Below are 26,195 nucleotides of genomic sequence, written 5' to 3' on the forward strand. Positions count from 1 at the left end.
GTCACACCACCTTGGTCTGCAGGAACAGTGCATCTTCCAGTTCCAGTGTCAGGGTCTGGCCGGACCTCAGCTCACCCACACCCTTGGGTGTGCCGGTTAGCACCACGTCGCCCGGCAACAGGGTAAAGTGACTGCTCATGTGGGCAATCAGCGGCACGATGGGGTTCAGCATGTCGCGGGTATCACCACTCTGACGGCGTTGGCCGTCAATGTCCATGGTGAAGGCCAGGTGGTCCTGCTGCAGTTTCTCCACCGGCACGAACGGCGACAGCGGGCAGGCACCGTCGAAGGCCTTGGCCCGCTCCCAGGGTTGGCCTTTTTCCTTGAGCTTGCTCTGGACGTCGCGCAGGGTCAGGTCGAGGGCGAGGCCATAGCCGAGGATGGCGCTCTGCGCTTCGCTGGCCGAAGCGTTGGTAAGCGGCCGGCCGATCAGTACCGCCAGTTCGGTTTCAAAATGCACCTCGCCGCGGTCGCGGGGGAAGTCGATGGGGCGGGTGATGTGGACCGCTGTCGTGGAGGGTTTGATAAACAGCAGCGGCTCATCCGGAACCGGGTTATTGAGCTCCCTGGCGTGCTCGGCATAGTTGCGGCCGATGCAGACGATCTTGCCCAAGGGCAGGTGGACGGGGGTGCCGTCCTTCCAGTGGTGTTGGTAATCAGGCATAGCGATCTCCTTGATCCTGGAGAGCGCAGATGCCCTGCGCTCTTATTCGCCTTCGAAGGAACAGACAGTATAAACCTGCAAGCCCTCTTCCCGCAGCCTGGCGGAGCCGCCCAGGTCCGGCAGGTCAATCATCGCCGCCACTTCAACAATCTCGGCACCGATGTGGCGGATCAGCCGCGACGCTGCCAGCATGGTGCCTCCGGTGGCAATCAGGTCGTCCACCAGCACTACCTTGTCACCGGGCCGGAAGGCGTCCTTGTGCAGTTCCACCGACGCGGTGCCGTACTCCAGTTCGTAGTCTTCCACCAGGGTGTCAAAGGGCAGCTTGCCCTTCTTGCGCACCAGTACCAGCCCGGCATTCAGCTCGTAGGCCAGTGCCGAGCCGATGATGAAGCCGCGGGCATCCACTGCGGCAACCGCATCGATATGCTGGCCGTGGTAGCGGTGCACGAAGGCATCGATCAGCTTGCGGAACGCAGTGCGATCCTGCAACACCGTGGTGATATCACGGAACGCCACGCCGGGTTTGGGCCAGTCCGGTACGGTGCGGATGGCTTTTTTGATGCTCTCGGAAAAGTAGTCCATAAATTGCCTGCTGCTTTTCAGGTCTGGAGGCGGCCTCAGGCCGCGTCCAGAAAGATGAATTTCAGGATGAACAGAACCGCAATCAGCGCCACGCTGGCATTCAGCTGGGACCAGCGTCCCGCCAGTGCCTTGAGGATGGCGTAGGTGATGAAGCCGAGCGCAATGCCGTTGGCAATGGAGAACGTCAGTGGCATCGCCAGTGCGGTGATCAGGGCCGGCGCCGACTCGGTGATGTCGTCCCATTCAATCTGCTTGAGGCCACTGGCCATCAGCACCGCCACGTAGAGCAGGGCCGGGGCGGTGGCGTAGGCGGGAATGACACTGGCCAGTGGCGACAGCACCAGGCAGGCGAGGAACAGCAGGGCGACGACGACCGCGGTGAGGCCGGTGCGGCCGCCCGCAGCGATACCCGCGGTGGATTCCACGTAACTGGTGGTGGTGGAGGTACCCAGTGCGGCACCGGACATGGTGGCCACCGAATCCGACATCAGCGCACGGCCCAGACGGGGCAGCTTGCCGTCCTTGTCCAGCAGGCCACCCTTGTGGGCTGCGCCGATCAGGGTGCCGGACGTATCGAACAGATCGACGAACAGGAAGGCGAAGATAACACTGATGATGCCGACGTTCAGCGCACCGGCAATATCCAGCTGCATGAAGGTGGGCGCAAGGCTGGGTGGTGCAGACACCAGGCCCTGGAACTCCACCAGACCCAGCGCCATGGCGGCCAGGGTTACGGCAATGATGCCGATCATCACCGAGCCGGTGATCTGGCGGAAGGACAGCGCACAGATCAGTACAAAGCCACCGAAGAACAGCAGGGCTTCCGGGGTTTTGATGTCACCGAGGCCCACCAGCGTGGCCGGGTGGTCAACCACCACCCCGGCGTTCTTCAGGGCGATCAGCGCCAGGAAGAAGCCGATGCCGGCGGAGATGCCAAAGCGCAGCGACATGGGGATGCTGTTGATGATCCATTCCCGTACCCGGAGGATGCTCAACAGGAAAAACAGCACGCCGGACAGGAACACCGCCCCCAGTGCCACCTGCCAGCTGTAGCCCATGCTGCCCACCACGGTGAACGAGAAGAAGGCGTTCAGGCCCATGCCCGGCGCCAGGGCTATCGGGTAGTTGGCCCACAGGCCCATAATCAGGGTGCCGATGGCGGCCGCCAGGCAGGTGGCAACGAAGACCGCGCCGAAGTCCATGCCGGTGGCCGACAGGATGCTGGGGTTGACCACGATGATGTAGGCCATGGTCAGGAAAGTGGTGATACCCGCGATCACCTCTTTACGAGCCGTGGTGCCGTGGGCCTGGAGCTGGAAGAGTTTTTCAAACATGACGGTTCTCTGCCTCGCGGGTTACCTGTCAGGGGTGCCGGTTAAAGGTGCCTGTTAAAGGTGCCTGTTGTCTGGGAAAGTGGGTCAGTGTCAGTGCTGCGGATCCTGGTGGGGATCCCGCTGCAACCGGATATCAAAGCGAACCGCCAGCAGGCGGACCACCACAATGAACAGCAGCCCGATGTTCAGGGCCAGGGTCTCGCTCTCCAGTGCCCACTGGCAGATGAAATACAGCCAGCAGCCGGCGAACGAGATGGACGCGTAGATCTGGTCCTTGCGGAAGATGAACGGCACCTCGTTACACAGGGTGTCCCGCAGGGCCCCGCCGAAGGTTCCGGTCATCACGCCCAGCAGGGAGGCAATGAACCAGGAATGGCCCAGGTCCAGCGCCAGTTGGGCACCAAGGATGGTGAATATACCGAGCCCGATGGCATCCGGCAGCACGATGCGGGCTTCCTTGATGCGGCTGGCATGGGTCCAGTAACTGAATACGATGGCCATTCCGAGGATCAGGATGGGCTGCTCCTGGTGCTTGATCCAGTACAGCGGGTGGTTGTCCATCATCAGGTCCCGCAGGGTACCGCCGCCCAGTGCGGTTACGAAACCAATGGTGAAGACCCCCACCGGATCCATGTTTTTTGATTTGGCAGCAATCATGCCGGAAATGGCAAAGGCGATGACGCCAAGCATTTCAAGGCTGTAGATGATATCGAACATGCCGGACCCGTTATGAAAGAGCTACAGCGCGGGCAAAGCCCGTTTCAGTGCGCGAAGGATAGCTGAAAACGCGGTTCAGTTCATCCTCGCGGCGAGGCTCGGAACGCAGGTAAACCGGTGCGGGTCGTCGCGTAACGTGACGGTCGGGCACGGTGAGTTCCGTGGGTATATAAATGGTACTTATGCGGCCGGATAAGCGAACTTTATTTGCTTCATGGCATGACTGTGTTTAGCTTGACGGATATCACATAAACGGGCGGCAACCGAGCTCGCAATCCTGTTCAACAAGACGCTATCCAACAAGACTCTATCCAACAAAAAGGGAGCCTCCATGAAAGCCATTCTCTGCAAGGAATACGGCCCTGCCGACAAGCTCGTCATCGAAGAAATTGCCAGCCCTGCGGTGGGCGAGCGCGACGTCCTGGTCCGGGTTCGGGCTGCCGGCCTGAATTTCCCGGATACCCTGATCATTGAAGGCAAGTACCAGATCAAGCCGGAGATGCCATTTTCTCCAGGCGGTGAGATGGCCGGTGAAGTGATTGCGGTGGGCAGCAAGGTCACCCGTTACAAAGTAGGCGACCGTGTTGCCGGGCTGACCGGTTACGGCGCGTTTGCAGAAGAAGTCGCGGTGCCGGAGAGTAACCTGTTGCCGGTTCCTCCGGGCATGAGTGATGAAAAGGCGGCGGCGTTTACCATGGTCTATGGCACCTCCTATTACGCTCTCAAGCAACGGGCCAACCTCAAGCCTGGTGAAACCCTGCTGGTGCTCGGTGCCAGTGGCGGCGTTGGCCTGGCCACCGTGGAGTTGGGCAAGGCCATGGGCGCCCACGTGATTGCCGCAGCCAGTACCGCCGACAAACTTGCCGTGGCGAAGCAGGCCGGTGCCGATGAGTTGCTGAACTACAGCGAGGAGCCCCTGAAGGATGCCATTAAACGGATCACCGACGGCAAGGGTGTCGATGTGATCTATGACCCGGTGGGCGGTGATTTTACCGAGCAGGCCCTGCGAGGTATGGCCTGGAACGGTCGCCATCTGATCATCGGCTTTGCCGCCGGTGACATCCCGAAGATTCCCGCCAACCTGACGCTGCTCAAGGGCTGTTCCGTGGTGGGCGTGTTCTGGGGCGCATTCACCCGCAAGGAGCCGGAAGAGAGCCTGCGCAACATGATGGAGCTGATGAAGCTGTATCAGGACGGCAAGATTGATCCGAAGGTGTCCGAAGTGTTCGCCTTCGAACAGTACGAGCAGGCGCTGGGCGCGCTGACCGGCCGCCGGGCTACCGGGAAGGTGGTGTTGAAGGTATCTGGCTAAGCCCGTGGCAGGGGAAAGACCCGAGGTCTGTCCCCCGCTCAGGTCTGTCCCCCGCTCAGGGCGGTGTCCCGCCTCAGAAACTCAACTTGCCCTGGTCAATCTCCGCCACCCGTTCCGGGGTCAGCCGGGTATAACCCTCTGTCCGCGGCAACCAGGCATAGACCTCCTCGTTGCTGCCGGCGCTCAGGGAATATCCGACCTTCTGCATGTCCACCTTGCGGTACTTGAAAGTACCGGTTTTCTCGATGGCGTGGGTCACCCGGACAAACACCGGGATGGCGTAGGGGGGCAGGTTGTCCGCGAGGTAGCGGAACAGCCGGTCGACATCGAGTTCCGCACCGGCATTCTGTGGGACCAGCGTGACCATGCCCGCTTTGCCATTGGTCTGGGGGATCTCCACGCCGTACACGATGGCTTCCTCCACCATGCCGGAGCCGTCGATCACGTTCTCCACTTCGGTGGTCGAGACGTTCTCACCCTTCCAGCGGAAGGTGTCCCCCATGCGGTCGACAAACTGCAGGTGACCGCAGCCGATTTCCCGCAGGACATCGCCGGTATTGAACCACTGGTCACCCTTCTTGAAGGCGTCCCGCAGGATCGATTTTTCGGTGGCCTCTTTCTGGGTATAGCCCTCGAAGGACCACTTTTTGGTGATCTCGCCAATCAGCAGCCCCGGCTCACCCTTGCTGACCTCCTCCATAAACCCTTTCTGGTTGCGGATCGGGTCGCGGGTGCCGTCGTGGAACCGCACCAGTTTGTAGGGCGCGGTGGAGAAGCCGACGGTGTTATCCATGTTGAAGAAGTTGCTGAAGCCGATGTTGCCTTCGCTGGAAGCATAGAGTTCGGCCACCGTGTCGATGCCGAAGCGATCCTTGAACTCCTTCCAGATCGATGGCCGCAGGCCGTTGCCAATCATCTTGGTGAGGCTGTGGTTCCGGTCCTGGTCACTGGCGGGCTGGTTGAGCAGGTAGCGGCAGAGCTCGCCCACGTAACCGAAGGTGGTGGCGTGATAGCGCCGGACGTCGTCCCAGAAGGCGCTGGCGGAGAACTTGCGGCGCAGGGCGATGGCGGAGCCGCCGGCAATCACCGAGCCCCAGCAGATCAGCAGCGCGGTGCCGTGGTACAGGGGCAGGGTGCAGTAGAGCACGTCTTCCGGCTCCATGCTCAGGGACATCAGCCCGAAGCCGCCATACGCCTTGATAAACTTGCGGTGCGAACCGGGCGCGGCCTTGGGCAGGCCGGTGGTGCCGGAGGTGAACAGGTAAATGGCGGTGTCACCAAGCCTGGGCGGATCGCCCAGCTCGGGGTTGACGCCGCGGTGGGCGCTGACTTTTTCCGCCATGTTGACGTAGCCCGCCGGGGCGTCGCCGAACATGTTCAGGGTATTGGCGTCGGCCAGAAACAGGAACGGCGTCGGGTGGCTGGTTTTAAGGTCGTTGCGGACCCCTTCAAAGCTGTCGATCAGTTCCTCACCGACAACCACCATTTTGGGTTCGATGAGGTTGATGCTGTGTTCGAGTACCCGCCCCTTCTGGGAGGTGTTGAGCATGGCACAGGCCACTCCCAGCTTGGCGGCACCGGCAACCACCGCAAGCAGTTCCGGCCGGTTTTCCAGAAAAACCGCAATTGCATCGCCTTTTTCCAGGCCCTGGGCCCTGAGGAAGTGGGCGATGCGGTTGGCCCAGTGGTTGAAGTCCTGCCAGCTGATGCTGCGGTCCTCGAACAGGATCGCCGGCCGGTGGGGGTATTTGCCGGCGTTGCGTTCAATCAGGGTGCCCAGGGTCAGTTCCCGGGTCTCTTTCTTGGCAGCGTAGTAATAGTAGCCCCTGGCAATCGAAGGGAAGCGCCGGATCACTCCGGGCAGCTGGCGAACGATGTCGCGTGCCGATACGTTGTCTTGAGTCATGGTGCTGTCCGTTGGGGTCGCTTTTTTCATTGTCATTGAACGTGAACGTCTGCCCGGTACTCGTTGCAAGGCTGTTTGTGGCACGGTTATCGGGGGTTATCGATCCCCCTCTTCACCAGCGTCAGCGGCGATTTCCACCAGCAGCTGGCTGCGCTTGACCTGGTCGCCCTTGCCTGCCAGTACCCCGGTAACCCGGCCATCGCGGTCAGCGCGGACCGGATGCTCCATCTTCATGGCCTCCAGAACCAGCAGCGGGTCGCCCTGTCGGACTTGCTGGCCGGCGGTGACCAGGACCTCGATGATCGCTCCGTCCATTGATGCCCGAACCTTGCCACTGCCATGGGCCTGGGCACCGGCCGTGGGCTGGTGGGTAATGTCCCGGAATGCCACGGCCTGACCGGACGCCTGCAAATATAGGTGATCACCTGCGATGTGGTATTGGCACCGGTGACGAACCCCGTTGTCGATAATGCATAACAGGCCATCGCGCTGGCTTTCCAGGACGAGGCGGTAGTTGGCATCGCCATGGCTGACGATCAGCTGGTTGGCGGCCTTGTGCACCTGCAGCTGGTAGTGGTGACCGCCACACTCCAGTGTCATCGGGGTGGTGGTGGCGGGGGCGTTGCTCCAGCCATCCTGGCCCGATCGGCCATGGCTGGCAATGGTGGCCGCCAGTGCCAGCTCCCGCATGGAGACCTGGTGGGGGGCCAGTGACGGGTCGTCCCGGAACGCCTGTTGCAGGAAGGCGGTGGTGGCTTCGCCGGCGCCGAAGCTGTCGTGGCTAATGATACGTCCGAGGAAGTAGCGGTTGGTGGTGACGCCGAATACGGTGGTGTCCTCCAGCGCGCGCAGCAGGCGCCGGCGGGATTCGTCCCGGTTCTGGCCCCAGGCGATGACTTTGGCCAGCATGGGGTCGTAGTGAGCGGTGACGGTGTCACCGGAGCGAACCCCGCTGTCAAAACGCAGGCCATCGCCGGTTGCCGGCCCGAACACGTGGAGCGGGCCGGTTTGGGGGGTAAAGCTGTGGGTCGGATCCTCGGCGTACAGGCGCACTTCGATGGCATGGCCGTTGAGCTGCACCTGGTCCTGGCGCAGGGGCAGCGTGCGGCCTTCGGCAACGGCCAGTTGCCAGGCCACCAGGTCCTGGCCGGTGATGAGTTCGGTGACCGGATGCTCGACCTGCAAGCGGGTATTCATTTCGAGGAAGTAGAAGTTGCGGTCTTTGTCGACCAGGAATTCCACGGTGCCGGCACCTTCGTAGTTGCAGGCCAGGGCGGCTTTGACAGCGGCGTCGCCCATGGCGGCACGCAGTTCGGGGGTTACGAAGGGGGAGGGGGCTTCTTCCACCACTTTCTGGTGGCGGCGCTGGACGGAGCAGTCCCGTTCGCCCAGGTAAACGGCGTTGCCATGACGGTCGGCGAACACCTGGATTTCGATATGGCGGGGTTCGATGACGGCCTTTTCGAGGATGAGTTCGTCGTCTCCAAAGGCCTGGCGGGCTTCGGAGCGGGCCCGCTGGATGCTGTCGACCAGCTGGTCTTCCTGCTCGACCAGGCGCATGCCACGTCCGCCGCCCCCGGCAGAGGCTTTGATCATCAGCGGGTAGCCGATGTCGCGGGCGGCTTCGATGAGTTCGTGGTCGCTGGCGTTGTTGCCTTCGTAGCCGGGGACCACGGGGACGCCCGCCTGTTGCATGGCGATTTTTGAGCGCCGTTTGCTGCCCATCAGTTCGATGGCGCTGGCGGGTGGCCCGACAAATTCCAGGCCGGCAGTTTTGCAGGCTTGGGCGAAGGCGGCGTTTTCGGACAGGAAACCGTAGCCGGGATGGATGCAGTCGGCACCGGTTTTGCGGGCGGCGTCGAGTATGGCGTCCATGTTGAGGTAGGAGGCGGAGACCTGGGCCGGGCCGATGCAGACGGCTTCGTCGGCGAGTTCGGTGTGGAGGGCGTTGGCGTCGGCTTCGGAGTAGACGGCGACGGTGCGGTAACCCAGGGCTTTGGCGGTGCGGATTACCCGCACGGCGATTTCACCGCGATTGGCTATTAACAGTTTTTTAAGCATGTGCTTGTTCTCTCGCTTGGGAGCAGGTCCGCGAGGGGGCGGGGGAGCGTGGCCAGAAAACCGCTACGAGCACGTCCATGTGCGCTTGTTTCCGGCCATCCCTGGCCTCCAACATTTTCTGGCCACGCTCCCCCGCCCCCTCGCTCCGCAATCAATAGTCGTTGCCTGCCCAGATTGGTGGCCTTTTCTGCATGAAAGCTAACGTACCTTCCGTGCCTTCGGGCCCACGTATCGCAGCAGCGAATTTTTCGGCGGCGCTGTCGAGCAATTGGTTCATGGGTTCGTGGCCCACCCGGTGCAGCAGGGCTTTGGTTTCGGCGGTGGCGTTGGGGGCGCACAGGCGAACCCGGTCCAGGGCCTGGCCGAGCATCCCGGTCAGCTGTTCTTCGGATTCCGCGACCTGGTGGACGATGCCGAGGGAACAGGCTTCCGCGCCGTCGATTCGCAGTCCCAGCAAGGCCAGCCGGCGGGCCTGGGTCAGGCCGATGCGTTCGACCACGAACGGGGCGATCTGGGCCGGAATGACCCCCAGGGAGGTTTCCGGCATGCCGAATTTTGCCGTTGGCCCGGCGATGGCAAGGTCGGAGACGCAGGCGAGGCCGAAGCCGCCACCCATGACCGCGCCTTCGGTGACGGCGATGACGATTCTGGAGGATTCGTTGACCTGCTGGATCATCTGGCCGAAGGCCCGGTTGAGCTGGTAGAACGGATCGTTCCGGCCTTCGCCGGCTTGCTGACCGCGGGCGCCGGCCATGTCCCTGATGTCACCACCGGCGCAGAAGTGGCCGCCGGCGCCGCGGATGACGACGGCGCGCATGGTCGGGTCCTGCTCGACCCGGGTGAAGACGGTCGCCAGTTCGGCCACCATTTGCAGGCTCATGGCGTTGCGTACTTCGGGGCGGTTGAGGGTGACCTGCAGGGCCGGGCCGTTGCGCTCCAGTAACAGGGTTTCGCAGTGTGGTAAGTGTTCCATTTCTGACTCCACGAACTATGTTGGGGGACTTGCAAGCGTGTCCCGGAATCCCGTCCCGCCCGCAAGTCCCTTCTCCCGGACCCCGGTGTCAGCCCCGCCGCTTTCCAGGCAAGGTACCCATCATCTTGCAGATGATCCCGAGCATGATTTCGTCGGCACCGCCGCCAATGGACACCAGCCGCACATCCCGGAATGCCCGCGACAGCGGGTTGTCCCACATGAAGCCGTTGCCACCCCAGTACTGCAGGCAGCCGTCTGTCACCTCGCGGCCCAGGCGGCCGGCTTTCAGCTTGGCCATCGAAGCCAGCCTGGTCACGTCCTTGCCCTGAATGTGCAGTTCACAGGCCTGATAAGTCAGTGCCCGCAGCGCCTCCACTTCGGTCTGCAACTCCGCCAGGCGGAAATGAATTACCTGGTTGTCGAGCAACGGCTGGCCGAAGGTCTTGCGCTCGCGGCAGTAGTCAATGGTCTGGCTGATGCAGTTCTCCAGCGCCTTGATCACGTTGGCTGCACCCCACATCCGTTCCTCCTGGAACTGCAGCATCTGCATCATGAAGCCCGTGCCCTCGGCGCCGATCCGGTAGCGCTGGGGTACCCGGACGTCATCGAAGAAGATCTGTGCGGTTTCCGAGGAGCGCATGCCCAGCTTGTTGAGGTGCTTGCTGAAGGTGATGCCCGGGGAGTTCATGGGCACCACGATCAGGGACTTGTTCTTGTGGGGTTTATCGTCGGAGGTGTTGGCCAGCAGGCAGATGAAATCCGCCTTGGGCGAGTTGGTGATCCACATCTTTGACCCGTTGATGATGTAATCGTCACCATCCTTGCGGGCAGTCGTCTTCAGGCCCGCGACGTCGGAGCCGGCCCCCACTTCACTGACGCCGATACAGCCCACCATGTCGCCGGCGATGGCCGGAGCGAGGAACGTGCGCTTGAGTTCGTCCGAGCCGAAGCGGGCGATGGCCGGGGTGCACATGTCGGTCTGTACGCCGATGGCGAGGGGGACGCCGCCGCAGTGGGCCATGCCGAGTTCTTCGGCAGCCACCAGGTTGTAGCTGTAGTCCAGGCCCATGCCACCGTAGGCCTCGGGCTTCTGGATGCCGAGGATGCCGAGGTTACCGAGTTTCTTGAATACCTCGTGAATCGGGAATTCGCCGGCTTCTTCCCACTCATCGCAATGGGGGTTGATCTCTTTTTCGACGAAGTCACGCACGGTTTTCCGGATGGCATCGTGTTCGGGGGTGAAAATCATTTCTTGTTCTCTCCTGTGGTTACCCCAGGGGGTAGATTTGCCTGGCTCAGAGTCGTGCCACGCCAAAGCTGTTGGGTCGCAACTGGCGGGCGTTTGCCTCCCGGCACACGCTCAGTACCAGTGCCAGCACCCGTCGGGTGTCCCGCGGGTCGATCAGTCCGTCATCCCACAGGCGTGCGGTGCCAAACAGTGCGGTCGAGCCGGCTTCCAGCTTTTTGGCGGTGGCCTGCTCGAGGAAGTCGAGGGTTTTCGGGTCCGGTTCGATGCCACTGCGGCGCTGTTTGTCTTCTGCCACGATGCGCATCACCTTGCCGGCCTGGGCCGGTCCCATGACTGCGGTCCGGCTGTTGGGCCAGGCGAAGATGAAGCGCGGATCCAGCCCCCGGCCGCACATGGCGTAGTTGCCGGCGCCGTAGGAGCCGCCGACGACGATGGCGATTTTCGGGACACGGCAGTTGGCAACCGCCTGCAGCATCTTGGAGCCGTGCTTGATCACACCATTCTGTTCCGAATGGGTGCCCACCATGAAGCCTGTCGTGTTGTGCAGGAACAGGATTGGTGTGCCGGCCTGGTCACACAGCTGGATGAACTGGGCCGCCTTGGCGGCGCCGGCGGGCGTGATGGGGCCGTTATTGCCGATGATGCCGACGGCGTGGCCTTCAATCCGGATGGTGCCGCACACGGTCTGGTTGTCGAACTCGTTCTTGAAATCGAGAAATTTCGAGCCGTCGGCGATGCGGGCAAGAATTTCCCGTACGTCGTAGGGTTTGCGGGCGTCTGCGGGCACGGTGCCGAGCAATTCGTCCATGGGGTAGAGCGGGTCCTCCCAACTGACCTCCCGCGATGGCGGCAGCTGCTCATTCCAGGGCAGGGCTTCCATGATGTTGCGGGCCTGGCGGATGCCGTCGGCGTCGTCCTCCGCCAGGTATTCCGCCGTGCCTGCCACCGTCGCGTGCATTTCGGCACCCCCGAGTTCTTCATCGGTGGCGATTTCGCCGGTGGCAGCTTTCAGTAGCGGTGGGCCCGCGAGGAAGATCTTGGCCTTGTTGCGCACCGCGATCACATAATCGGACAGCCCGGGCTGGTAGGCACCGCCGGCAGTGGCGTTGCCGTGGACCACGGTGACCTGGGGAATACCCGCCGCCGACAGCCTGGCCTGGTTGGCGAAGCCACGCGCGCCCTGGACGAAGATATCGGTGGCGTAATTCAGGTTGGCACCGCCGCTTTCGGACATCGACACCACCGGGAGTTTGTTCTCCAGGGCGATCTGCTGCAGCCGCAGGGTCTTGTCCAGCCCGGCCGGGGTAATGGTGCCCCCTTTGATGGCGCTGTTGCTGGCAACCACCAGGCAGCGGATGCCGCTGACAATGCCGATGCCGGCAATGATACCGCCGCCGGCCATGCTGCCGTCCTTGTCATCGTGCATCTTGTAACCTGCCAGGGAGCACAGTTCCAGGAACGGGGTGCCCCGGTCAAGCAGGCGGTTGATGCGATCCCGGGGCAGCAGTTTGCCCCGCTTGGTGAACTTGTCACGGGCCGCCTCGGCCAGGTCCAGTACCTTCTGCTCCACCTCGCGGAAGCTGGCGATGTGGGCTTCCATGGCTGCGACGTTGGCGCGGAAGGCGTCCGACTGCGGGCTCAGGGTGGATTCGAGTACCTGCATGATGTGCTCCTCAGTCGTCGCTCAGCACTTTCGGCGTGATGGCGCGGTGGAAACCGTTGTAGGGTTCGTTGTTTTTCGCTTTCGCCAGTGGCCAGACCCGGCCCCCCTGGGACGCCGCTCCATCAATGCGCAGGCAGTCACCACTGATAAACGCAGCCCCCGGGCTCAGCAGGAAGCAGATGGCCGCGCTCACTTCCGATTCGGTGCCCATCCGCTTGATAGGGACATGGTCGCCCAGGCTGCGGATCCACTGCTTCATATGCTCCGGGTAGTTGTCCATGCCGCTGGACGCGATCCAGCCTGGCGCCACCGCGTTCACCCGCACACCGGATGCGCCCCATTCCACGGCGGCCGTCTGGGTGAAATTCACCATCCCGGCCCGCGCCGCTCCGGAGTGGCCCATCCCCGGCATGCCACCCCACATATCGGCCACGATGTTGACGATGGCGCCGCCGGTTCGGGACAGCGCCTGGGTATAGGCCTCCCGGGCCATCAGGAACCCCCCGGTCAGATTGGTGCGCACCACCGTCTCCCAGCCTTTCTGGTTGATGCCGGTCAGTGGGGCCTGGAACTGGCCGCCGGCATTATTCACCAGACCGTGCAGTCCGCCATGCTCGGCAATGATGGCTTGGACCGTTGCCTTTACCGATTCTTCCTCACGGATATCACACACGTGGGCGGACGCAATACCGCCGTCCTCGGTGATTTCCGCCTTTATCGCCTCGACTTTTTCGGCCTTGCGCCCCACCAGGGCGACACGGGCACCGAGGGCGGCAAGTTCGTGGGCAGTACAGCGGCCGATGCCGGACCCACCGCCGGTGACGATGAAGACCTTGCCGGCAAAGAGGTCGGGGTGAAAGATTGATTGGTAGCTCATTTGCTGAAGACCTTTTCGAATGTTGGGAAGCTTTGGCGCCCGGAGGGCGCGTTCTTGTTAATTAATCTTTGACCAGGTCAGCGGGAACCGGTACCGGAAACTCCAGAAGCTGCTGGGCAAATGCCTTGCCCTGGGGGTCAATCCGCAGGCTCGCCACACCACCGCCCCCCAGGCTGTGTTCCAGCAGGAAATTGAAGGCATGCAGGCCAGGCAGTGCCCAGCGGGTTACCTTGCCGGTTTCCGGGTTCAGGGTATGGGCCATCCAGCCGGCCACCGCCGCTTCGGTCAGTGCCGCTTCGATAAAAGGCAGATACTCCGGACGGCGGGCAATCACCCCGATGTTGCTGTGGTCGCCCTTGTCGCCACTGCGCGCCCAGGCCAGCCGGAACAGCGGAACGCTGTTGTCGGTGGCCGGTGCGGCAGTACCGGGGGACTGCTCGACGAGCTGGCCCGGATCAAACCCGCCTTCGGTGGCGATGCCCAGTAGCTGCCGCTCACCGCCGATGTCCACCGAAACCGAAACCTCGTTCTTTGGCACCAGGCAGGAGAAAAGACGGATCTTCGGCCACACCGTGGGCCGCCCGCCGACAATGCCGGTAATCCCCGGTGCCATGCCCGTGGCCGCCTGGGCGATCTCCCGGGAGAACAGCACCAGGGCCTGTTTGTTGGGGTGCGCCGTGGCAATCTTTACCACCACTTCCCGGCAGCCTGCGCCGCGGGCATGGGCACCGTAGGTGGTTTCGGTGCCGAGCAGTTCGATACTGGTTTCACTGTAGTCCGGTAAACCGCGTTCGCGGAACAGGGCAGACGTTTTTGCCAGGATGGCTTCTGCCACCTTCTGTGCCTTGGCCGGAGCGTCGATGCCCGCTAGCAGGAAGGTCACCGTGCATTTGAAACCGTCCGGCCAGGTACCGGAAACCTTGTAGCTGTCGGTTGGCGGCAGACCGCGGGCGCCCCGGACGGTGACCCGGTCGGGGTCGGTCTCGGTCAGAGTGACCGCGGTGAAATCACAGGTGACATCCGGCAACAGGTAGGCGCGCGGGTCGCCGATCTCGTATACCAGCTGTTCCGCCACTGTACCGCGGCTGACCATGCCGCCGGTGCCCTCTGGTTTGGTAATGACAAAGTCGCCGCTGGCGCTTACCTCGGCGATGGGGAAGCCCATCTCGGCATAGCCATCGGCGACATCCTGCCAGTCAGTGAAGTTACCGCCGGTTGACTGGGCGCCGCACTCCAGCAGGTGGCCGGCGAGGCTGCCCTGGGCCAGCTTGTCGTAGTCGTTCCAGTGCCAGCCGAATTCGTGCACCAGTGGCGCCAGCACCAGCGCGCTGTCCGCCACCCGGCCCGTGATCACGATGTCCGCACCCTGTTCCAGCGCAGCCACCAGGCCGGGTGCGCCCAGGTAGGCGTTGAGGCTGACCATCATCGGTGGCATGGGCTGGCCGGTGGTCATTTCCGTGATGCCGGCCTTGCCGAGCTGGCTCTTCTTCATCAACAGGTCATCACCCAGCACCAGGGCAATGTTCATGCTCACGCCGGCCTTGTCGCAGAGGGCCTGCAACGCATCGCGACAGGCCACTGGATTGACGCCGCCGGCATTGGCAAGTACCCGGATGCCCTTGTCGCGGATCTCGCCCAGCAAGGGGCCCATGACGGTTTCCACGAAGTCCCGGGCATACCCCTGGGACGGATCTTTCATTTTCTGGCCGGCCATGATGGACATGGTGATTTCGGCCAGGTAATCCGCCACCAGGTAGTCGATATTGCCGTTGCGGACCAGTTGCGCAGCAGCGGTTTCGGTGTCGCCCCAGAACGCGGCAGAGCAGCCAATACGGACGGTTTTTGCAGTAGCAGGGTCGGAAACAGCCATCGTTTGTGCCTTATTCCTGGTAAACGCCTGACCCCGAACGGGGTACAGGCAGGGGTGTCAAGCGATGTCGATGACAATACCAAGCAAGCGCTTGGTTTGTAAACAGGGAATTTGCAGGTAGAATTGTCAGCACACTCAGCCTGCTGGAAATGACCGTGAACCGAGACGAAATCCTCAATGCCCTGGTGGCCGACAACCTGGTCTCCGACCCCAACGGCGCCCGTGGCCGCCTGTTACGTGAGGCCGCCAGGTTGTTCCGGGACAAGGGTTATGAGCGCACTACCGTGCGCGACCTGGCGGCGGCCGTCGGTATCCAGTCCGGCAGCCTGTTCCATCACTTTCGTACCAAGGAAGAGATTCTCAAGGCGGTAATGGTTGAGACGGTTCGCCTCAATACCGCGCTAATGAGGGCGGCGGCAGATGCCGCAGACACCAGCCGGGCCAGGTTGCGGGCGATGATCCTCGCCGAGCTGGAATCCATCGTTGGTCAGACCGGTGAGGCCATGGCGGTGCTGGTGTTTGAATGGCGCAGCCTGTCCGACGCTCCCCGCGAGGAAGTGCTGGCGCTGCGTGACATCTACGAGCAGCTCTGGCTGGATGTGCTGGAGGCGCTGAAAGCGGAGGGCGCAATTGAAGCGGACCCCTTTATCGTGCGGCGGATGCTGACCGGTGCCCTGAGCTGGACCGTGACCTGGTACCGCCCCGATGGCGGGCTTGGCCTGGAGGACCTGGTTGACCAGGTGATGGCCATGATGCGGCTGGCGTCCCGCTGAGGAACGGCCTTCGGGCCGTTGGCAGCTTTCCTGTCTCCGGCGATTGTTGCGCAGACACTGGTACGGTTGTGCAACCTGGAACTTCTCGCCATGTCTTTGTTTTACGTCAATTAACCAGAAACATTGTCCCGCTTCCCCGGGCCATTGGCCTCATCGGCATGTTTTCCCGGCATTACAGCCATTTCTGTCCGACAACTTTCATCGCATTCTTGCACCGTCGAAAGAGCAGACGGAATGGCACTGTGGGTTGCCGGTCACGGAACTCGCCCGGAGGCCTGTGATACAACCCTGATCGCTGTCATCCCGACCTATAAAAACAACGTGAAACAGGGCGAACTATGATTTCTACTCTGGCTGAAATTTCCCGCAACGTTGCAGAAGCGCGCACCCGGCTGCTGGGCCTGGTGGCCGTTGGCCTGCTGGCTGGCTGTTCTGCAAACCCCATCTACACCACAACCGGTATCGTGCTTTCCAACTACTCGGAGGGCGAGGCAACCCCCTATGTGTTGCAGATGTCGGATCCGGAAATGGCCTGTGCCCTCGGCGAAGGGGTCGACCCCTTGCTGTACTCCTTCTCCCGGGTAACGGATGCCCCCGACACCACCGGTTCGCTGCTGATGCTGCTGGCGGCCAATTGTTCGGAATACCGCGCCTGGGATGCGGAGCTCGATTACCTGCGGGCGGACTTCCAGGGTAACGTGCCGGCCGCCAAGGATGCCCGGGAGCTGGCCAAGCGGATGAATGCCGAAGTGGCCAAGCGCCGCCTGATGTCGTTTGAGCGCGCGATGCGGGCCTATGAATACGATCCGGGTGCCGAGAATGCCGAGTGTCCTTTCCTGTTTGCGGAACAGGACGAGCTCACCTTCATGCTGGGTCTGCTGACCGGCATGCAGGCCATCGTCAATGATGCCAACTCGGGATCCATGGCGGGTGTGCCCCGCAACATCGCTCCCCAGGCCGAGCGTGCTGCCCAGTGCCTGGATAACGAAAAGTGGGGCGGGCTGCCCAATGCCATCCGCGCCCTGGTGTGGCTGCTGATTCCGGATACCCGTCCGAGCCTGGCACCGGACCCCTGGGTGGTGCTGGAGGACAGCTCCCGGCTGAGTATCGAGAAAGGCTTCCGGGCGTCCATGGCGCTGGAAGCGGTTGCTGCCGAAACCTTCGGTCGTCCGGATGTACTGAAGGATGTCATCGCCCGTTTTGCCGAGGCAGACAACACCATCGAGGTATGGGACGACTACCGCCTTGTGGATGAGGTAGCCCGTGACGTGATCATGTTCTCTTCGGACAAACAGTGGACGGCCAATTACGGCTACCGTACACCGCGAACATTCTTTGGCCAGCTCAGCCCTGAGCGTGCTGGTGAAGAAGTGGAAACCATGAGCCTGGACGACCTGCTGTAAGCAGGTCTGACGAGAATCCCTGACGTTAAACCTTACAAACACAAGAACGACCCGGAGGTCTCTTATGATCCGTAAATCCCTTGCTGCTCTCGCACTGACTGCGGCCGCTCCGCTGGCCGTCGCTGCCCCGGTCAAGATGTGCGTTTTCGATGTCATTGGTGCTAACGGTGATGTCTACAACATGGTCAAGGACTATGCCCTGGAAATGAAGGCTCAGGGTGTAGACTTCGAACTCAAGCCCTACACCGACGAAGGTGTCGCGGTGGGTGACTTCAACGCCGGCCAGTGTGACGCAGTGGCCGCCACTGACTTGCGTACCCGTCCGTTCAACCGCTTTACCGGCAGCATCAGTGCCGTCGGCGCCATTCCGACCTATGACGACCTCAAGACGGTACTGGCAACCCTGGCCCAGGCCAAGGCAGCGCCCCTGATGAAGGAAAACGGCTACGAAGTGCTGGGCATCATCCCGGCCGGCGCGGGCTACCTGTTCGTCAATGACCGCAGTATCGATACCGCCGGCGAACTGGCTGGCAAGCGCATGGCGACGCTGGACTACCAGAAGGACGCCATTCACATGGTGAACCACGTCAAGGCGACCGTTGTCCCCTCTGACATCACCAACTTTGCCGGCAAGTTCAACAACGGCTCCGTGGATACGGCGTATGCCCCGGCATTCGCCTACGAGGCGCTGGAGCTGTACAAGGGAATCGGTGAGAACGGCGGCGTGGTGGACTACCCGCTGGCCCAGCTGACGATCCAGGTGATCGCCAAAGAGGGCGTGCTGGATGCCGATACTGCCCAGAAATCCCGGGAAGTTGCCTGGGGGATGTACGGCCAGGCCATGGACCTGATCACCCGCCTTGAGAAGGCCATTCCGGAAGAAAAGTGGATTCGCATTCCGGAAAAGGACATCCAGGGCTACCAGGAAATGTTCCGTGAGAACCGCCTGCAACTGCGTGACGGTGCGGCCGGTGCGCCCAAAGTCTATCACCCCAAGATGATGGGCTTGCTGAGCAAGATCCGCTGTGCCTCCAACCCCGGTGCCTCCGAGTGTACGGCGGGTAACCGCGAGTAAGTTCGACAAAGCGAAGATTGACGGCGGGAGTCCATCCCGCCGGATAATAATCAACAAGGGCTGAACCCACATGATCTGGCGAGTGTTGTCTGCGGCCAGGGCGAAGACGCTGTACCCCGTACACCGGGTAATTGGCGTGGTCCTCCTACTGCTCCTTCTATTCACGCTGCTTCTTGGCATGGGCAATTCGCTTCACTCCAGGCTTCTCTGGGTGGGCGAGCAAACCTGGCCGAACTATTATCTGCTGGACCCCGATGCCACCGAGCCATCCTGTGACCTGGCCGTGGACGTGGACGCCGAAGTTCAGCAACGGATCGATGCCTACAAGCCCGATCCCGATGACCTGTTCAGCTCGCCACCCGATGCCGATGCCATTCGCCAATCCCTTCAGCGTAACCTCGAGTTGTGCGAAGAGAAGCACCGGATGTTCGAGATCAACCAGCGGAACGCTACGGCGGCGCTGGGGGTGTTCAAAACCTTTGAACAGGGGCTGGCAACGTTCCTGCTCGATAACATCGAACTGACCAAGTTCCTGTTCATTGCGATGTTTGCGATGGCTGCCGCCATTGCGGCCCTGGATACCGACCACATTGCCCTGCGGTTGCCCCGTAACCGGGCGGAGTGGCGTTTCAGCCAGCTGGTGCAGCTGGTGGTCAATGGCCTGATGGTGACGTCCCTGCTCAGTTATGTGGGCAAGCTGAACGCGTCGCCGGGGTCGGAAAGCACCATAGTCCTGCAGTTCGCCTGGTCGGCGGTGTTTGTCCTGTTCATGGCTATCAATGTGGTTCGCCTGGTGTGGGTGCCGGAGCGGATGCGCGCGGGCAGCCTCCAGCTGTCCTCGGGCCTGGTGATCCCGCTGTACTGCTCCATGGGCCTGATTGCCATGAGCTACTTCTTTTTTGTCGACGGCTACTCCTCCGGTCTGGCGATCTATTTCGGCATGATGAGTAACCTGTCGTCGATGTTCATCAATATCGGCCTGTATGTGCTGGTGGGGATGGCGCTCAAGCAGACCCGGCTGCCCGAGCTGCTGCTGAATGTGATCAAGCCCTACCAGCTGCCGGCACCGCTGCTGGCCTCGGTGATGATCTTTGCCACCGCGTTCCCGACGGCATTCACCGGTGCGTCCGGTATCTTTATCCTGGCGGTCGGTGGTGTGGTTTACGACGAGCTGCGCCGGGCTGGTGCCGGTCGTCAGCTGTCCCTGGCGACCACGGCGATGTCCGGCAGTCTGGGTGTGGTACTCAATCCGTGCCTGCTGATAGTGGTGGTGGCTGCGCTGAACAAGGAAGTGACCACCACCGAGATGTATGACTGGGGTTTCTGGGTATTCATCATGTCGGCGACGCTGTTCTCGGTGATTGTCTGCAAGACCGAGGGTAACTGGAAGCCGAGACCGGCTCCCGGGGCATTCACCGAGTCTCTCCGCCAGTTGCGGCCGTTGGCGCCTTATGCCGCCGTTGGTGCCCTGGTGATTGTGGCGATCTGGGTCCTGCTTGGCCTGAGCTTCAACGAATACAGCGCGCCGCTGATCCTGCCGCTGGTGATGCTGGCGCTGGTGTTCCTGGATTCCAACAAGGACAGCCGCGACGATGGCCAGAGCCGCTCCCATGCCTTCTGGATCCGCAGTACGGCGGCGGCCAGTGATTCTGCGGTCCATATCGGGGCGTTGCTGGCGCTGATCGGGTTCTCGATCTGCCTGGGCGGTATCCTGGAGCGCTCGGATGTCGTCCATGCGATCTTCCCGGAAGACCTGAGCAGCCCCTGGCTGGCGATGCTGGTGATCGTGGTGATGCTGACCTTCATCGGCATGGTGATGGATCCGTTCGGTGCCGTTATCCTGGTTTCCGCCACCATTGCCCAGCCGGCCTTCCAGCTGGGAATCGACCCGCTGCACTTCTGGATCGTTTGCCTGGTGGCCTTTGAGTTGGGCTACCTGAGCCCGCCGGTGGCGCTGAACCACCTGCTGACCCGTCAGGTGGTGGGCGAGACCGAAGTATTGGCGGCAGAGCGCACCGGCTCGGTCTGGCACCGCTACGAGCGTCTGTTGCTGCCGCTGGCGGTAATGGCACCGACCCTGCTGCTGGTGGCCTTCGTCCCGATGCTGTTCTACGCTCTCTGACCCCGCGCACTTGTAACCTTTGAGGGGGCAGACCTGAGGTCTGTCCCCGTGCCTTCCCCCCTCCCAACCTCTGTAATCTGGTTTTTTGCATCCGCCGGCCCCCGATGACCGTAGACTTTCCTATGCTTGTAACTCAGGGCTTACATCTTTGGTGTATTCTTGCTCCAACAGGGTTTGGTCGTTGAAAAAGGTTTAAGGACGCATGAAAAACATGAAAGGACGGCTGGTTGCCGGAGGCTTGTCGCTGGCAACGCTGATGGCCGGTTGCAGTGGCGGCGGAGACAGTGACGGAAGCACGGTGATCCAGGCCGACCTGTCGGGCACCATCAGCATCGAGAGCGGAACCCGGGTGGACTCGGATACCGCGGACGATTTCCGGGTCGGTGACGCACTGGCGAACAACACGCTGGCCACCGCCCAGGCGCTGCCGTCCTCGGCGATTGTCGGCGGTTACCTGAGTGCGACCTCGGGTACCTACGCCGGCACGAACGAGTTCCAGTTCAATTACGTGGCCGACGGTAACGACTATTTCCGGATCAATCTCGGAGCCGGTTCCCGGGTAGCCCTGCAGGTGTTCGAGAGTGACGCTTTGCCGGCGCCGGACGTTCGGCTTGAAATTGCCGGTAGCAATGGGGCCACTCTTTACGACAGTGATGTCGAGACCGCCGGTACGCCTCCCTTTCTGACCGTTATCGAACAGTCCGAGGCCGACGCCGGCCCTCACGTTGTTCATGTCAGTACCACCGGTGGCGGGCCGTTCCGCTATGTGCTGACCGTGGCTCCGGAAGGGGCGGCGAGCGTAATGAACACCGCCTACAGCGAACCGGAATTTGTCCCCGATGAAGCCATTGTGATCTATACCGCTCCGTCTGTTGCGGGCCCGTCGCTTTCCGGCGCCGGACACGGGGCAACGCAGGCCGGCAGCTTTTATGCCGGAGATTCAGCCCGGGGCCTGGCCGTAGCGGGCGCCCTGGCAGCGGCCGAGGTACGGCACCTCGGCGGGAATACCTGGCGAGTCCGGCGCAATCCGGGGCCGGGGCAACTCGCTGTGCCGGGGCCGGAACGGGCCAGGCAGCAGGCGGAAACCCTGGCCTGGATCGCTGAGCTGAAGCAGCACAGCGGCGTTGCCAGTGCCGAACCCAACTATTTGTACCGGGCCCAGGCAGTCATCCCCGATGATGATCCGTTGTATCTGCGTCAATGGAACTACCCGCTGATCAACCTGCCGGTCGCCTGGCAGGCAGCACCCGATGGCGGATCGGGAGTGGGCATCGCGGTGCTGGATACCGGGCTGTTCAGCTCGACACCGGATACCTACGGCAACTGGCATCCCGATGCCAACAGCAATGTGGTGCTGCCCAGCACGCGAATTCTGGATTATGTCACCGGCGACCTCGACCTGGACAACCAGCCCGGCCGGGATCTCAACCCGGCGGACCCCGGAAACCAGCAGCTGCAAAGCAGCAGCTTCCATGGTACCCACGTGGCCGGTATCGCCGCTGCCACCGACAACACGATCGGCGGCATTGGCGTGGCGCCCCGGGCGACGCTGGTTCCGGTGCGGGTGCTGGGCCGCGATGGCATCGGTTCTTCCGACGACCTGATTGCCGCGATCACCTGGGCCGGGGCGCAGAGTGATGTCGACGTCATCAACCTGAGCCTGGGCGGGCTGGCGCCAACCACGGCACTCAGCGCGGCCATCGACGGAGCCTACGCCAATGGCAAGCTGCTGGTGGCGGCGGCGGGCAACCAGGCCACCGATGAGCTCACTTATCCGGCGGCGTTCGCCCGGGTCGTGGGGGTAGGGGCGGTGGATGCCGGCAAGGTGCGGGCGTCCTATTCCAATATTGGCGGCTCGGTGGACCTGGTTGCACCGGGTGGCGATGCCAGCCGGGACGCCAACCTCGACGGCAATGCTGATGTGATTATCAGCAACTGGGGCAGTGACGACGGCGGTGTGTTCGTACCAGGCTATGCCGGCCTGCAGGGCACCTCCATGGCTGCCCCCCATGTGGCCGGGGTCTATGCCCTGATGAAGGCGGAAATGCCGGGGCTCACACCGGACGAGTTTTTTGCACTGTTGCGCAACGGTGATCTGACGGAACCGGTGGGCAGCACAACCGAGTACGGCGCGGGACTGATCGATGCCCTGAAAGCCGTCAGCGCCGCCCTTGACGGCAATATCCCGACCGTACTGGCACCCTCGCCGACCGCGCTGCAGTTCTCCGACCTGGTGCTCAGCCAGTCGCTGGCCTTCAGTACCTATCCCTCCGGTGAGACAACGGTCATCCGCTCGGTCACGGTGGATGCCGGGTGGCTGACCGTCGGCCCGGAGCTGGCTGTCGGACAGCAACCGCCTGCACAGGTGAGTGTATCGGTGGATCCGGCAGGGCTGGATCCGGAGGTGGTGTATTCCACCGACATCCTGATCAGCTATGACAGCCCCGACAACAGCGTCGATCGTACCTTGCGGATACCGGTCACCCTGCGCCTGGGGCAGGCGGACGACAGCCCGGATGCCGGGCGGCACTATGTGTTGCTGGTCAGTACCGATGCCAGCCGTGATACCATCCAGCAACAGGTGGTGACCGCGGTCGATGGCCAGTATCGCTTTGCCTTCGAGACTGTGGCGCCGGGCGACTATTTCCTGGTGGCCGGTACCGATATGGACAACAACGGCCTGATTTGCGAGAACGGCGAGGCCTGTGCGGAATACCCGGTGAACGGACTGCCGCAGATCATCACCGTCGGGGCTGACCCGATCAGTGGTGTCACCCTGGGCACCAGTTTCCGTCGACCGACCATTTCGGCCCTGGGAGTACCCCGTTATGGCTTTGAAGGCTACCGGGTGTTGCCGGCAGAAGCGGATAAGATACCCCTGCGGAGCACGCCGACCCCCTGAGCCGGTGGGGGGCTTGGCTGGCCCTGGCCGGGCCACCCGTGGCGAACGGTAATCGGACGGTGACTTGCATTGGTGAGCATAGAACGCAGTCACGCAAAGTAAGGCCCAGAAATAACAGCAAGGCCCAGTAATGACGGGAGACAGGACGTGACGTTGAAGTATCTTGTAGCCAGCGCGCTGTTCGCGGTGGCCGTGGCGGGTTGCGCAACCAGCCGGACCGAAACCGCCGGCGGGGCGCCGCTGGCCCGCCAGATCACCGCGTCGGATCATTGTGGTCTGACCGCGCCCGGACTCGTTTACCTGCGGGATGCCTCCGCAGTGAATGCCCTGGAGCGTTTACCGGCCCGCACCATGACACTGGCCGCGCTGCGCAGTGTTGATTTCAGCCGCGAACACCTGGTCCTGGTTGGCCTGGGGCAGCAACGCAGTGGCGGTTATGGCGTGGCCCTGGCGGCCTCAGAGATTACCTCGGATACGCTGCGGTTGACGGTGCAGGTCCGTCGCCCGGCGCCGGGGGCGATGGTCAGCCAGGCCCTTACCACCCCCTGCGCCGTCATCGCGGTCAGTCCGCACGGCTGGGATGAACTGGAAGTTTCCGGCGAGGGCATGACCACTCTGACCCGTCAGCGCAGCGAACTCTGATCCGGCCCGGCCAGCGGGCCGGGTTCCCGCCGTGAGAAAACAATCGTTGAACTTTCCCGGCGAATCCCTAAGCTATGGGCGAGTTTCACATTAACACCCCCGGAGTCGCTCCTCGCCTATGAGCCAGCAACAGTACAATGCCGACGCCATTGAAGTCCTGAGTGGTCTGGACCCGGTCCGCAAGCGCCCGGGCATGTACACCGACACCAGCCGCCCCAACCACCTTGCCCAGGAAGTGATCGATAACAGTGTCGACGAGGCTCTGGCTGGTCATGCCCGCCGTATTGACGTAATCCTGCACACCGATGGTTCCCTGAGTGTGGAGGACGACGGTCGCGGTATGCCGGTGGATATTCACAAGGAAGAAGGGGTGCCGGGTGTCGAGCTGATCCTGACGCGGCTCCATGCCGGCGGCAAGTTCTCCGAGGGTAACTACAATTTTTCCGGTGGCCTGCACGGGGTGGGGGTGTCGGTGGTCAACGCCCTGTCCACCAGCCTGGAAGTGCTCATCAAGCGGGACGGCCAGCTCCACCGCATGACCTTCGCCAACGGCGACAAGGCCACCGAGCTGGAGGTGGTCGACACCGTTGGCAAGCGCAACACCGGTACCCGGCTGCGCTTCATGCCGGACCCGAAGTATTTCGACAGCCCTAATTTTTCCGCCACCCGTCTGCGCCATAACCTGCGCGCCAAGGCGGTACTCTGCCCCGGGCTGACCGTTACCTTCCTGCAGGAGAAGACCGGCGAGAAGGACGAGTGGTACTACGAGGACGGTTTGCGGGACTACCTGCGGATGGCCCTGGCGGATGTCGAGGCGGTGCCGCTCGAACCCTTCACCGGCAGTTTCTCCGGCAACAAGGAGGCCGTAGACTGGGCACTCCAGTGGCTGCCGGAAGGCGGTGAAGCGGTCATGGAAAGCTATGTCAACCTGATTCCGACCGCCCAGGGTGGCACCCACGTCAACGGCCTGCGAACCGGCCTGCTGGAAGCCATGCGGGAGTTCTGCGAGTTCCGCAACCTGTTGCCCCGCGGCGTGAAACTGTCGCCCGAGGATATCTGGGACCGCTGCAGCTATGTGCTGTCATTCAAGATGCAGGAACCGCAGTTCTCCGGTCAGACCAAGGAGCGGCTGTCGTCCCGCGAGGCGGCGGCATTTGTTTCCGGGGTGGTGAAGGATGCCTTCAGCCTGTGGCTAAACCAGCATACCGATGTTGCCGAGGTGCTTGCCGAGCTGTTTATCAGCAATGCCCAGCGCCGCTTGCGGGCCAGCAAGAAGGTCGCCCGCAAGAAGGTGACCTCGGGCCCGGCGCTGCCCGGCAAGCTGGCCGATTGCTCCGGCGGCGACACCGCCCGCTCCGAGCTGTTCCTGGTGGAGGGGGACTCTGCCGGCGGTTCTGCCAAGCAGGCCCGTGACCGGGAGTTCCAGGCGGTCATGCCGCTGCGGGGCAAGATCCTCAACACCTGGGAAGTGGATTCCGGTGAGATTCTCGCCTCCCAGGAAGTGCACGACATTGCGGTCGCCATCGGAGTAGATCCCAGCTCCGACGATCTGACCGGCCTGCGCTACAACAAAATCTGCATCCTTGCCGATGCGGACTCCGACGGTCTGCACATAGCCACTTTGCTGTGTGCGCTGTTCGTCAAGCATTTCCGCCCGCTGGTCCAGGCTGGCCATGTGTTTGTCGCCATGCCGCCGCTGTACCGGGTGGACCTTGGCAAGGAAACCTTCTACGCCCTCGACGAACACGAAAAGCAGGGCATCCTTGATCGCATTGCCGCCGAAAACCGCAAGGGCAAGATCTCCGTCACCCGCTTCAAGGGCCTCGGCGAGATGAACCCGCTGCAGCTGCGGGAGACCACCATGGCCCCGGATACCCGGCGCCTGGTAATGCTGACCCTGGAAGAAGGCGACGACACCGACGAGCGCATGGATATGCTGCTGGGCAAAAAGCGCGCCTCCGACCGCCGTGCCTGGCTGGAAGCCTACGGCAACATGGCTGACGTGGCAGTCTGACACCGGCGGGGACAGACCCGAGGTCTGTCCCCGGACGTTCGCACTCAATAGTT

General features: G+C 62.5%; 19 protein-coding genes. 8 read left to right on the forward strand and 11 right to left on the reverse strand.

All coding sequences use genetic code 11. The features are described from left to right. Nucleotide 1 precedes the first annotated feature (1 nt). From CLH61_RS13375 to CLH61_RS13390, 4 genes are all read right to left on the reverse strand, one after another. Nucleotides 2-664: a fumarylacetoacetate hydrolase family protein gene (locus tag CLH61_RS13375; RefSeq protein WP_099615259.1), complete on the reverse strand. Its 663-nt coding sequence runs from the start codon at nucleotides 662-664 to the stop codon at nucleotides 2-4. Between the two features lie 42 nt (nucleotides 665-706). Continuing rightward, on the reverse strand, nucleotides 707-1,249 hold the full coding sequence (locus tag CLH61_RS13380) for an adenine phosphoribosyltransferase (RefSeq protein WP_099615260.1): 543 nt from the start codon (nucleotides 1,247-1,249) through the stop codon (nucleotides 707-709). 35 nt (nucleotides 1,250-1,284) lie between these two features. Next, entirely contained in the window at nucleotides 1,285-2,583 is a 1,299-nt protein-coding gene (locus tag CLH61_RS13385) for an NCS2 family permease (protein WP_099615261.1), read from the reverse strand. Between the two features lie 90 nt (nucleotides 2,584-2,673). Next, nucleotides 2,674-3,300, reverse strand: coding sequence for a trimeric intracellular cation channel family protein (locus CLH61_RS13390; RefSeq protein WP_099615262.1), 627 nt, complete (start codon nucleotides 3,298-3,300; stop codon nucleotides 2,674-2,676). Nucleotides 3,301-3,631: 331 nt separating this feature from the next. Between CLH61_RS13390 and CLH61_RS13395 the strand changes: the two genes are divergently transcribed. Continuing rightward, nucleotides 3,632-4,612 (forward strand): NADPH:quinone oxidoreductase family protein, encoded by a 981-nt coding sequence (locus tag CLH61_RS13395; protein ID WP_099615263.1) that lies wholly within the window; start codon nucleotides 3,632-3,634, stop codon nucleotides 4,610-4,612. Between the two features lie 73 nt (nucleotides 4,613-4,685). Here the strand turns inward: CLH61_RS13395 and CLH61_RS13400 are convergent, their stop codons facing one another. From CLH61_RS13400 to CLH61_RS13430, 7 genes are all read right to left on the reverse strand, one after another. Beyond that, the gene (locus tag CLH61_RS13400) at nucleotides 4,686-6,518 is read right to left on the reverse strand and encodes a long-chain-acyl-CoA synthetase (RefSeq protein WP_099615264.1); all 1,833 of its coding nucleotides are present in this window, start codon (nucleotides 6,516-6,518) and stop codon (nucleotides 4,686-4,688) included. Between the two features lie 96 nt (nucleotides 6,519-6,614). Continuing rightward, entirely contained in the window at nucleotides 6,615-8,579 is a 1,965-nt protein-coding gene (locus CLH61_RS13405; RefSeq protein ID WP_099615265.1) for an acetyl/propionyl/methylcrotonyl-CoA carboxylase subunit alpha, read from the reverse strand. A 151-nt stretch (nucleotides 8,580-8,730) separates the two neighbouring features. Further along, the gene (locus CLH61_RS13410) at nucleotides 8,731-9,552 is read right to left on the reverse strand and encodes an enoyl-CoA hydratase/isomerase family protein (protein WP_099615266.1); all 822 of its coding nucleotides are present in this window, start codon (nucleotides 9,550-9,552) and stop codon (nucleotides 8,731-8,733) included. An 88-nt stretch (nucleotides 9,553-9,640) separates the two neighbouring features. Continuing rightward, nucleotides 9,641-10,801, reverse strand: coding sequence for an acyl-CoA dehydrogenase family protein (locus CLH61_RS13415; RefSeq protein WP_099615267.1), 1,161 nt, complete (start codon nucleotides 10,799-10,801; stop codon nucleotides 9,641-9,643). A gap of 46 nt (nucleotides 10,802-10,847) precedes the next feature. Next, on the reverse strand, nucleotides 10,848-12,464 hold the full coding sequence (locus tag CLH61_RS13420) for an acyl-CoA carboxylase subunit beta (protein ID WP_099615268.1): 1,617 nt from the start codon (nucleotides 12,462-12,464) through the stop codon (nucleotides 10,848-10,850). Nucleotides 12,465-12,474: 10 nt separating this feature from the next. Next, nucleotides 12,475-13,341: an SDR family oxidoreductase gene (locus CLH61_RS13425; protein WP_099615269.1), complete on the reverse strand. Its 867-nt coding sequence runs from the start codon at nucleotides 13,339-13,341 to the stop codon at nucleotides 12,475-12,477. A 61-nt stretch (nucleotides 13,342-13,402) separates the two neighbouring features. Beyond that, a complete protein-coding gene (locus CLH61_RS13430) occupies nucleotides 13,403-15,211 on the reverse strand; it encodes an acyclic terpene utilization AtuA family protein (protein WP_099615270.1) in 1,809 nt (602 codons plus the stop codon). A gap of 155 nt (nucleotides 15,212-15,366) precedes the next feature. Between CLH61_RS13430 and CLH61_RS13435 the strand changes: the two genes are divergently transcribed. The 7 genes from CLH61_RS13435 (at nucleotide 15,367) to parE (ending at nucleotide 26,142) form a co-directional block, all read left to right on the forward strand. Then, nucleotides 15,367-15,984 carry a TetR/AcrR family transcriptional regulator gene (locus CLH61_RS13435; RefSeq protein ID WP_407657586.1) on the forward strand — a complete coding sequence of 206 codons (618 nt, stop codon included), beginning with the start codon at nucleotides 15,367-15,369 and terminating at the stop codon, nucleotides 15,982-15,984. A 338-nt stretch (nucleotides 15,985-16,322) separates the two neighbouring features. Then, entirely contained in the window at nucleotides 16,323-17,387 is a 1,065-nt protein-coding gene (locus CLH61_RS13440; protein ID WP_099615272.1) for a hypothetical protein, read from the forward strand. Between the two features lie 64 nt (nucleotides 17,388-17,451). Further along, entirely contained in the window at nucleotides 17,452-18,462 is a 1,011-nt protein-coding gene (locus CLH61_RS13445; RefSeq protein ID WP_099615273.1) for a putative solute-binding protein, read from the forward strand. 70 nt (nucleotides 18,463-18,532) lie between these two features. Further along, the gene (locus tag CLH61_RS13450; RefSeq protein ID WP_099615274.1) at nucleotides 18,533-20,584 is read left to right on the forward strand and encodes a TRAP transporter large permease subunit; all 2,052 of its coding nucleotides are present in this window, start codon (nucleotides 18,533-18,535) and stop codon (nucleotides 20,582-20,584) included. A gap of 202 nt (nucleotides 20,585-20,786) precedes the next feature. Further along, entirely contained in the window at nucleotides 20,787-23,486 is a 2,700-nt protein-coding gene (locus tag CLH61_RS13455) for a S8 family serine peptidase (protein WP_099615275.1), read from the forward strand. Between the two features lie 147 nt (nucleotides 23,487-23,633). Beyond that, a complete protein-coding gene (locus CLH61_RS13460; protein ID WP_143752155.1) occupies nucleotides 23,634-24,128 on the forward strand; it encodes a protease complex subunit PrcB family protein in 495 nt (164 codons plus the stop codon). 118 nt (nucleotides 24,129-24,246) lie between these two features. Continuing rightward, a complete protein-coding gene (gene parE / locus CLH61_RS13465; RefSeq protein WP_099615277.1) occupies nucleotides 24,247-26,142 on the forward strand; it encodes a DNA topoisomerase IV subunit B in 1,896 nt (631 codons plus the stop codon). The last annotated feature ends 53 nt before the right edge of the window (nucleotides 26,143-26,195 follow it).

It is taken from the genome of Marinobacter profundi, assembly GCF_002744715.1.
GTDB classification, from domain to species: Bacteria; Pseudomonadota; Gammaproteobacteria; order Pseudomonadales; family Oleiphilaceae; genus Marinobacter; species Marinobacter profundi.

Excerpts from the sequence above, each read along its gene's own strand:
- CLH61_RS13430 (WP_099615270.1), bottom strand. The coding sequence starts at position 15,211 with ATGGCTGTTTCCGACCCTGCTACTGCAAAAACCGTCCGTATTGGCTGC.
- CLH61_RS13410 (WP_099615266.1), bottom strand. The coding sequence starts at position 9,552 with ATGGAACACTTACCACACTGCGAAACCCTGTTACTGGAGCGCAACGGC.
- CLH61_RS13445 (WP_099615273.1), top strand. The coding sequence starts at position 17,452 with ATGATCCGTAAATCCCTTGCTGCTCTCGCACTGACTGCGGCCGCTCCG.
- CLH61_RS13455 (WP_099615275.1), top strand. The coding sequence starts at position 20,787 with ATGAAAAACATGAAAGGACGGCTGGTTGCCGGAGGCTTGTCGCTGGCA.
- CLH61_RS13400 (WP_099615264.1), bottom strand. The coding sequence starts at position 6,518 with ATGACTCAAGACAACGTATCGGCACGCGACATCGTTCGCCAGCTGCCC.
- CLH61_RS13405 (WP_099615265.1), bottom strand. The coding sequence starts at position 8,579 with ATGCTTAAAAAACTGTTAATAGCCAATCGCGGTGAAATCGCCGTGCGG.
- CLH61_RS13390 (WP_099615262.1), bottom strand. The coding sequence starts at position 3,300 with ATGTTCGATATCATCTACAGCCTTGAAATGCTTGGCGTCATCGCCTTT.
- CLH61_RS13415 (WP_099615267.1), bottom strand. The coding sequence starts at position 10,801 with ATGATTTTCACCCCCGAACACGATGCCATCCGGAAAACCGTGCGTGAC.
- CLH61_RS13380 (WP_099615260.1), bottom strand. The coding sequence starts at position 1,249 with ATGGACTACTTTTCCGAGAGCATCAAAAAAGCCATCCGCACCGTACCG.
- CLH61_RS13440 (WP_099615272.1), top strand. The coding sequence starts at position 16,323 with ATGATTTCTACTCTGGCTGAAATTTCCCGCAACGTTGCAGAAGCGCGC.
- CLH61_RS13395 (WP_099615263.1), top strand. The coding sequence starts at position 3,632 with ATGAAAGCCATTCTCTGCAAGGAATACGGCCCTGCCGACAAGCTCGTC.
- CLH61_RS13375 (WP_099615259.1), bottom strand. The coding sequence starts at position 664 with ATGCCTGATTACCAACACCACTGGAAGGACGGCACCCCCGTCCACCTG.
- CLH61_RS13425 (WP_099615269.1), bottom strand. The coding sequence starts at position 13,341 with ATGAGCTACCAATCAATCTTTCACCCCGACCTCTTTGCCGGCAAGGTC.
- parE (WP_099615277.1), top strand. The coding sequence starts at position 24,247 with ATGAGCCAGCAACAGTACAATGCCGACGCCATTGAAGTCCTGAGTGGT.
- CLH61_RS13420 (WP_099615268.1), bottom strand. The coding sequence starts at position 12,464 with ATGCAGGTACTCGAATCCACCCTGAGCCCGCAGTCGGACGCCTTCCGC.
- CLH61_RS13450 (WP_099615274.1), top strand. The coding sequence starts at position 18,533 with ATGATCTGGCGAGTGTTGTCTGCGGCCAGGGCGAAGACGCTGTACCCC.
- CLH61_RS13385 (WP_099615261.1), bottom strand. The coding sequence starts at position 2,583 with ATGTTTGAAAAACTCTTCCAGCTCCAGGCCCACGGCACCACGGCTCGT.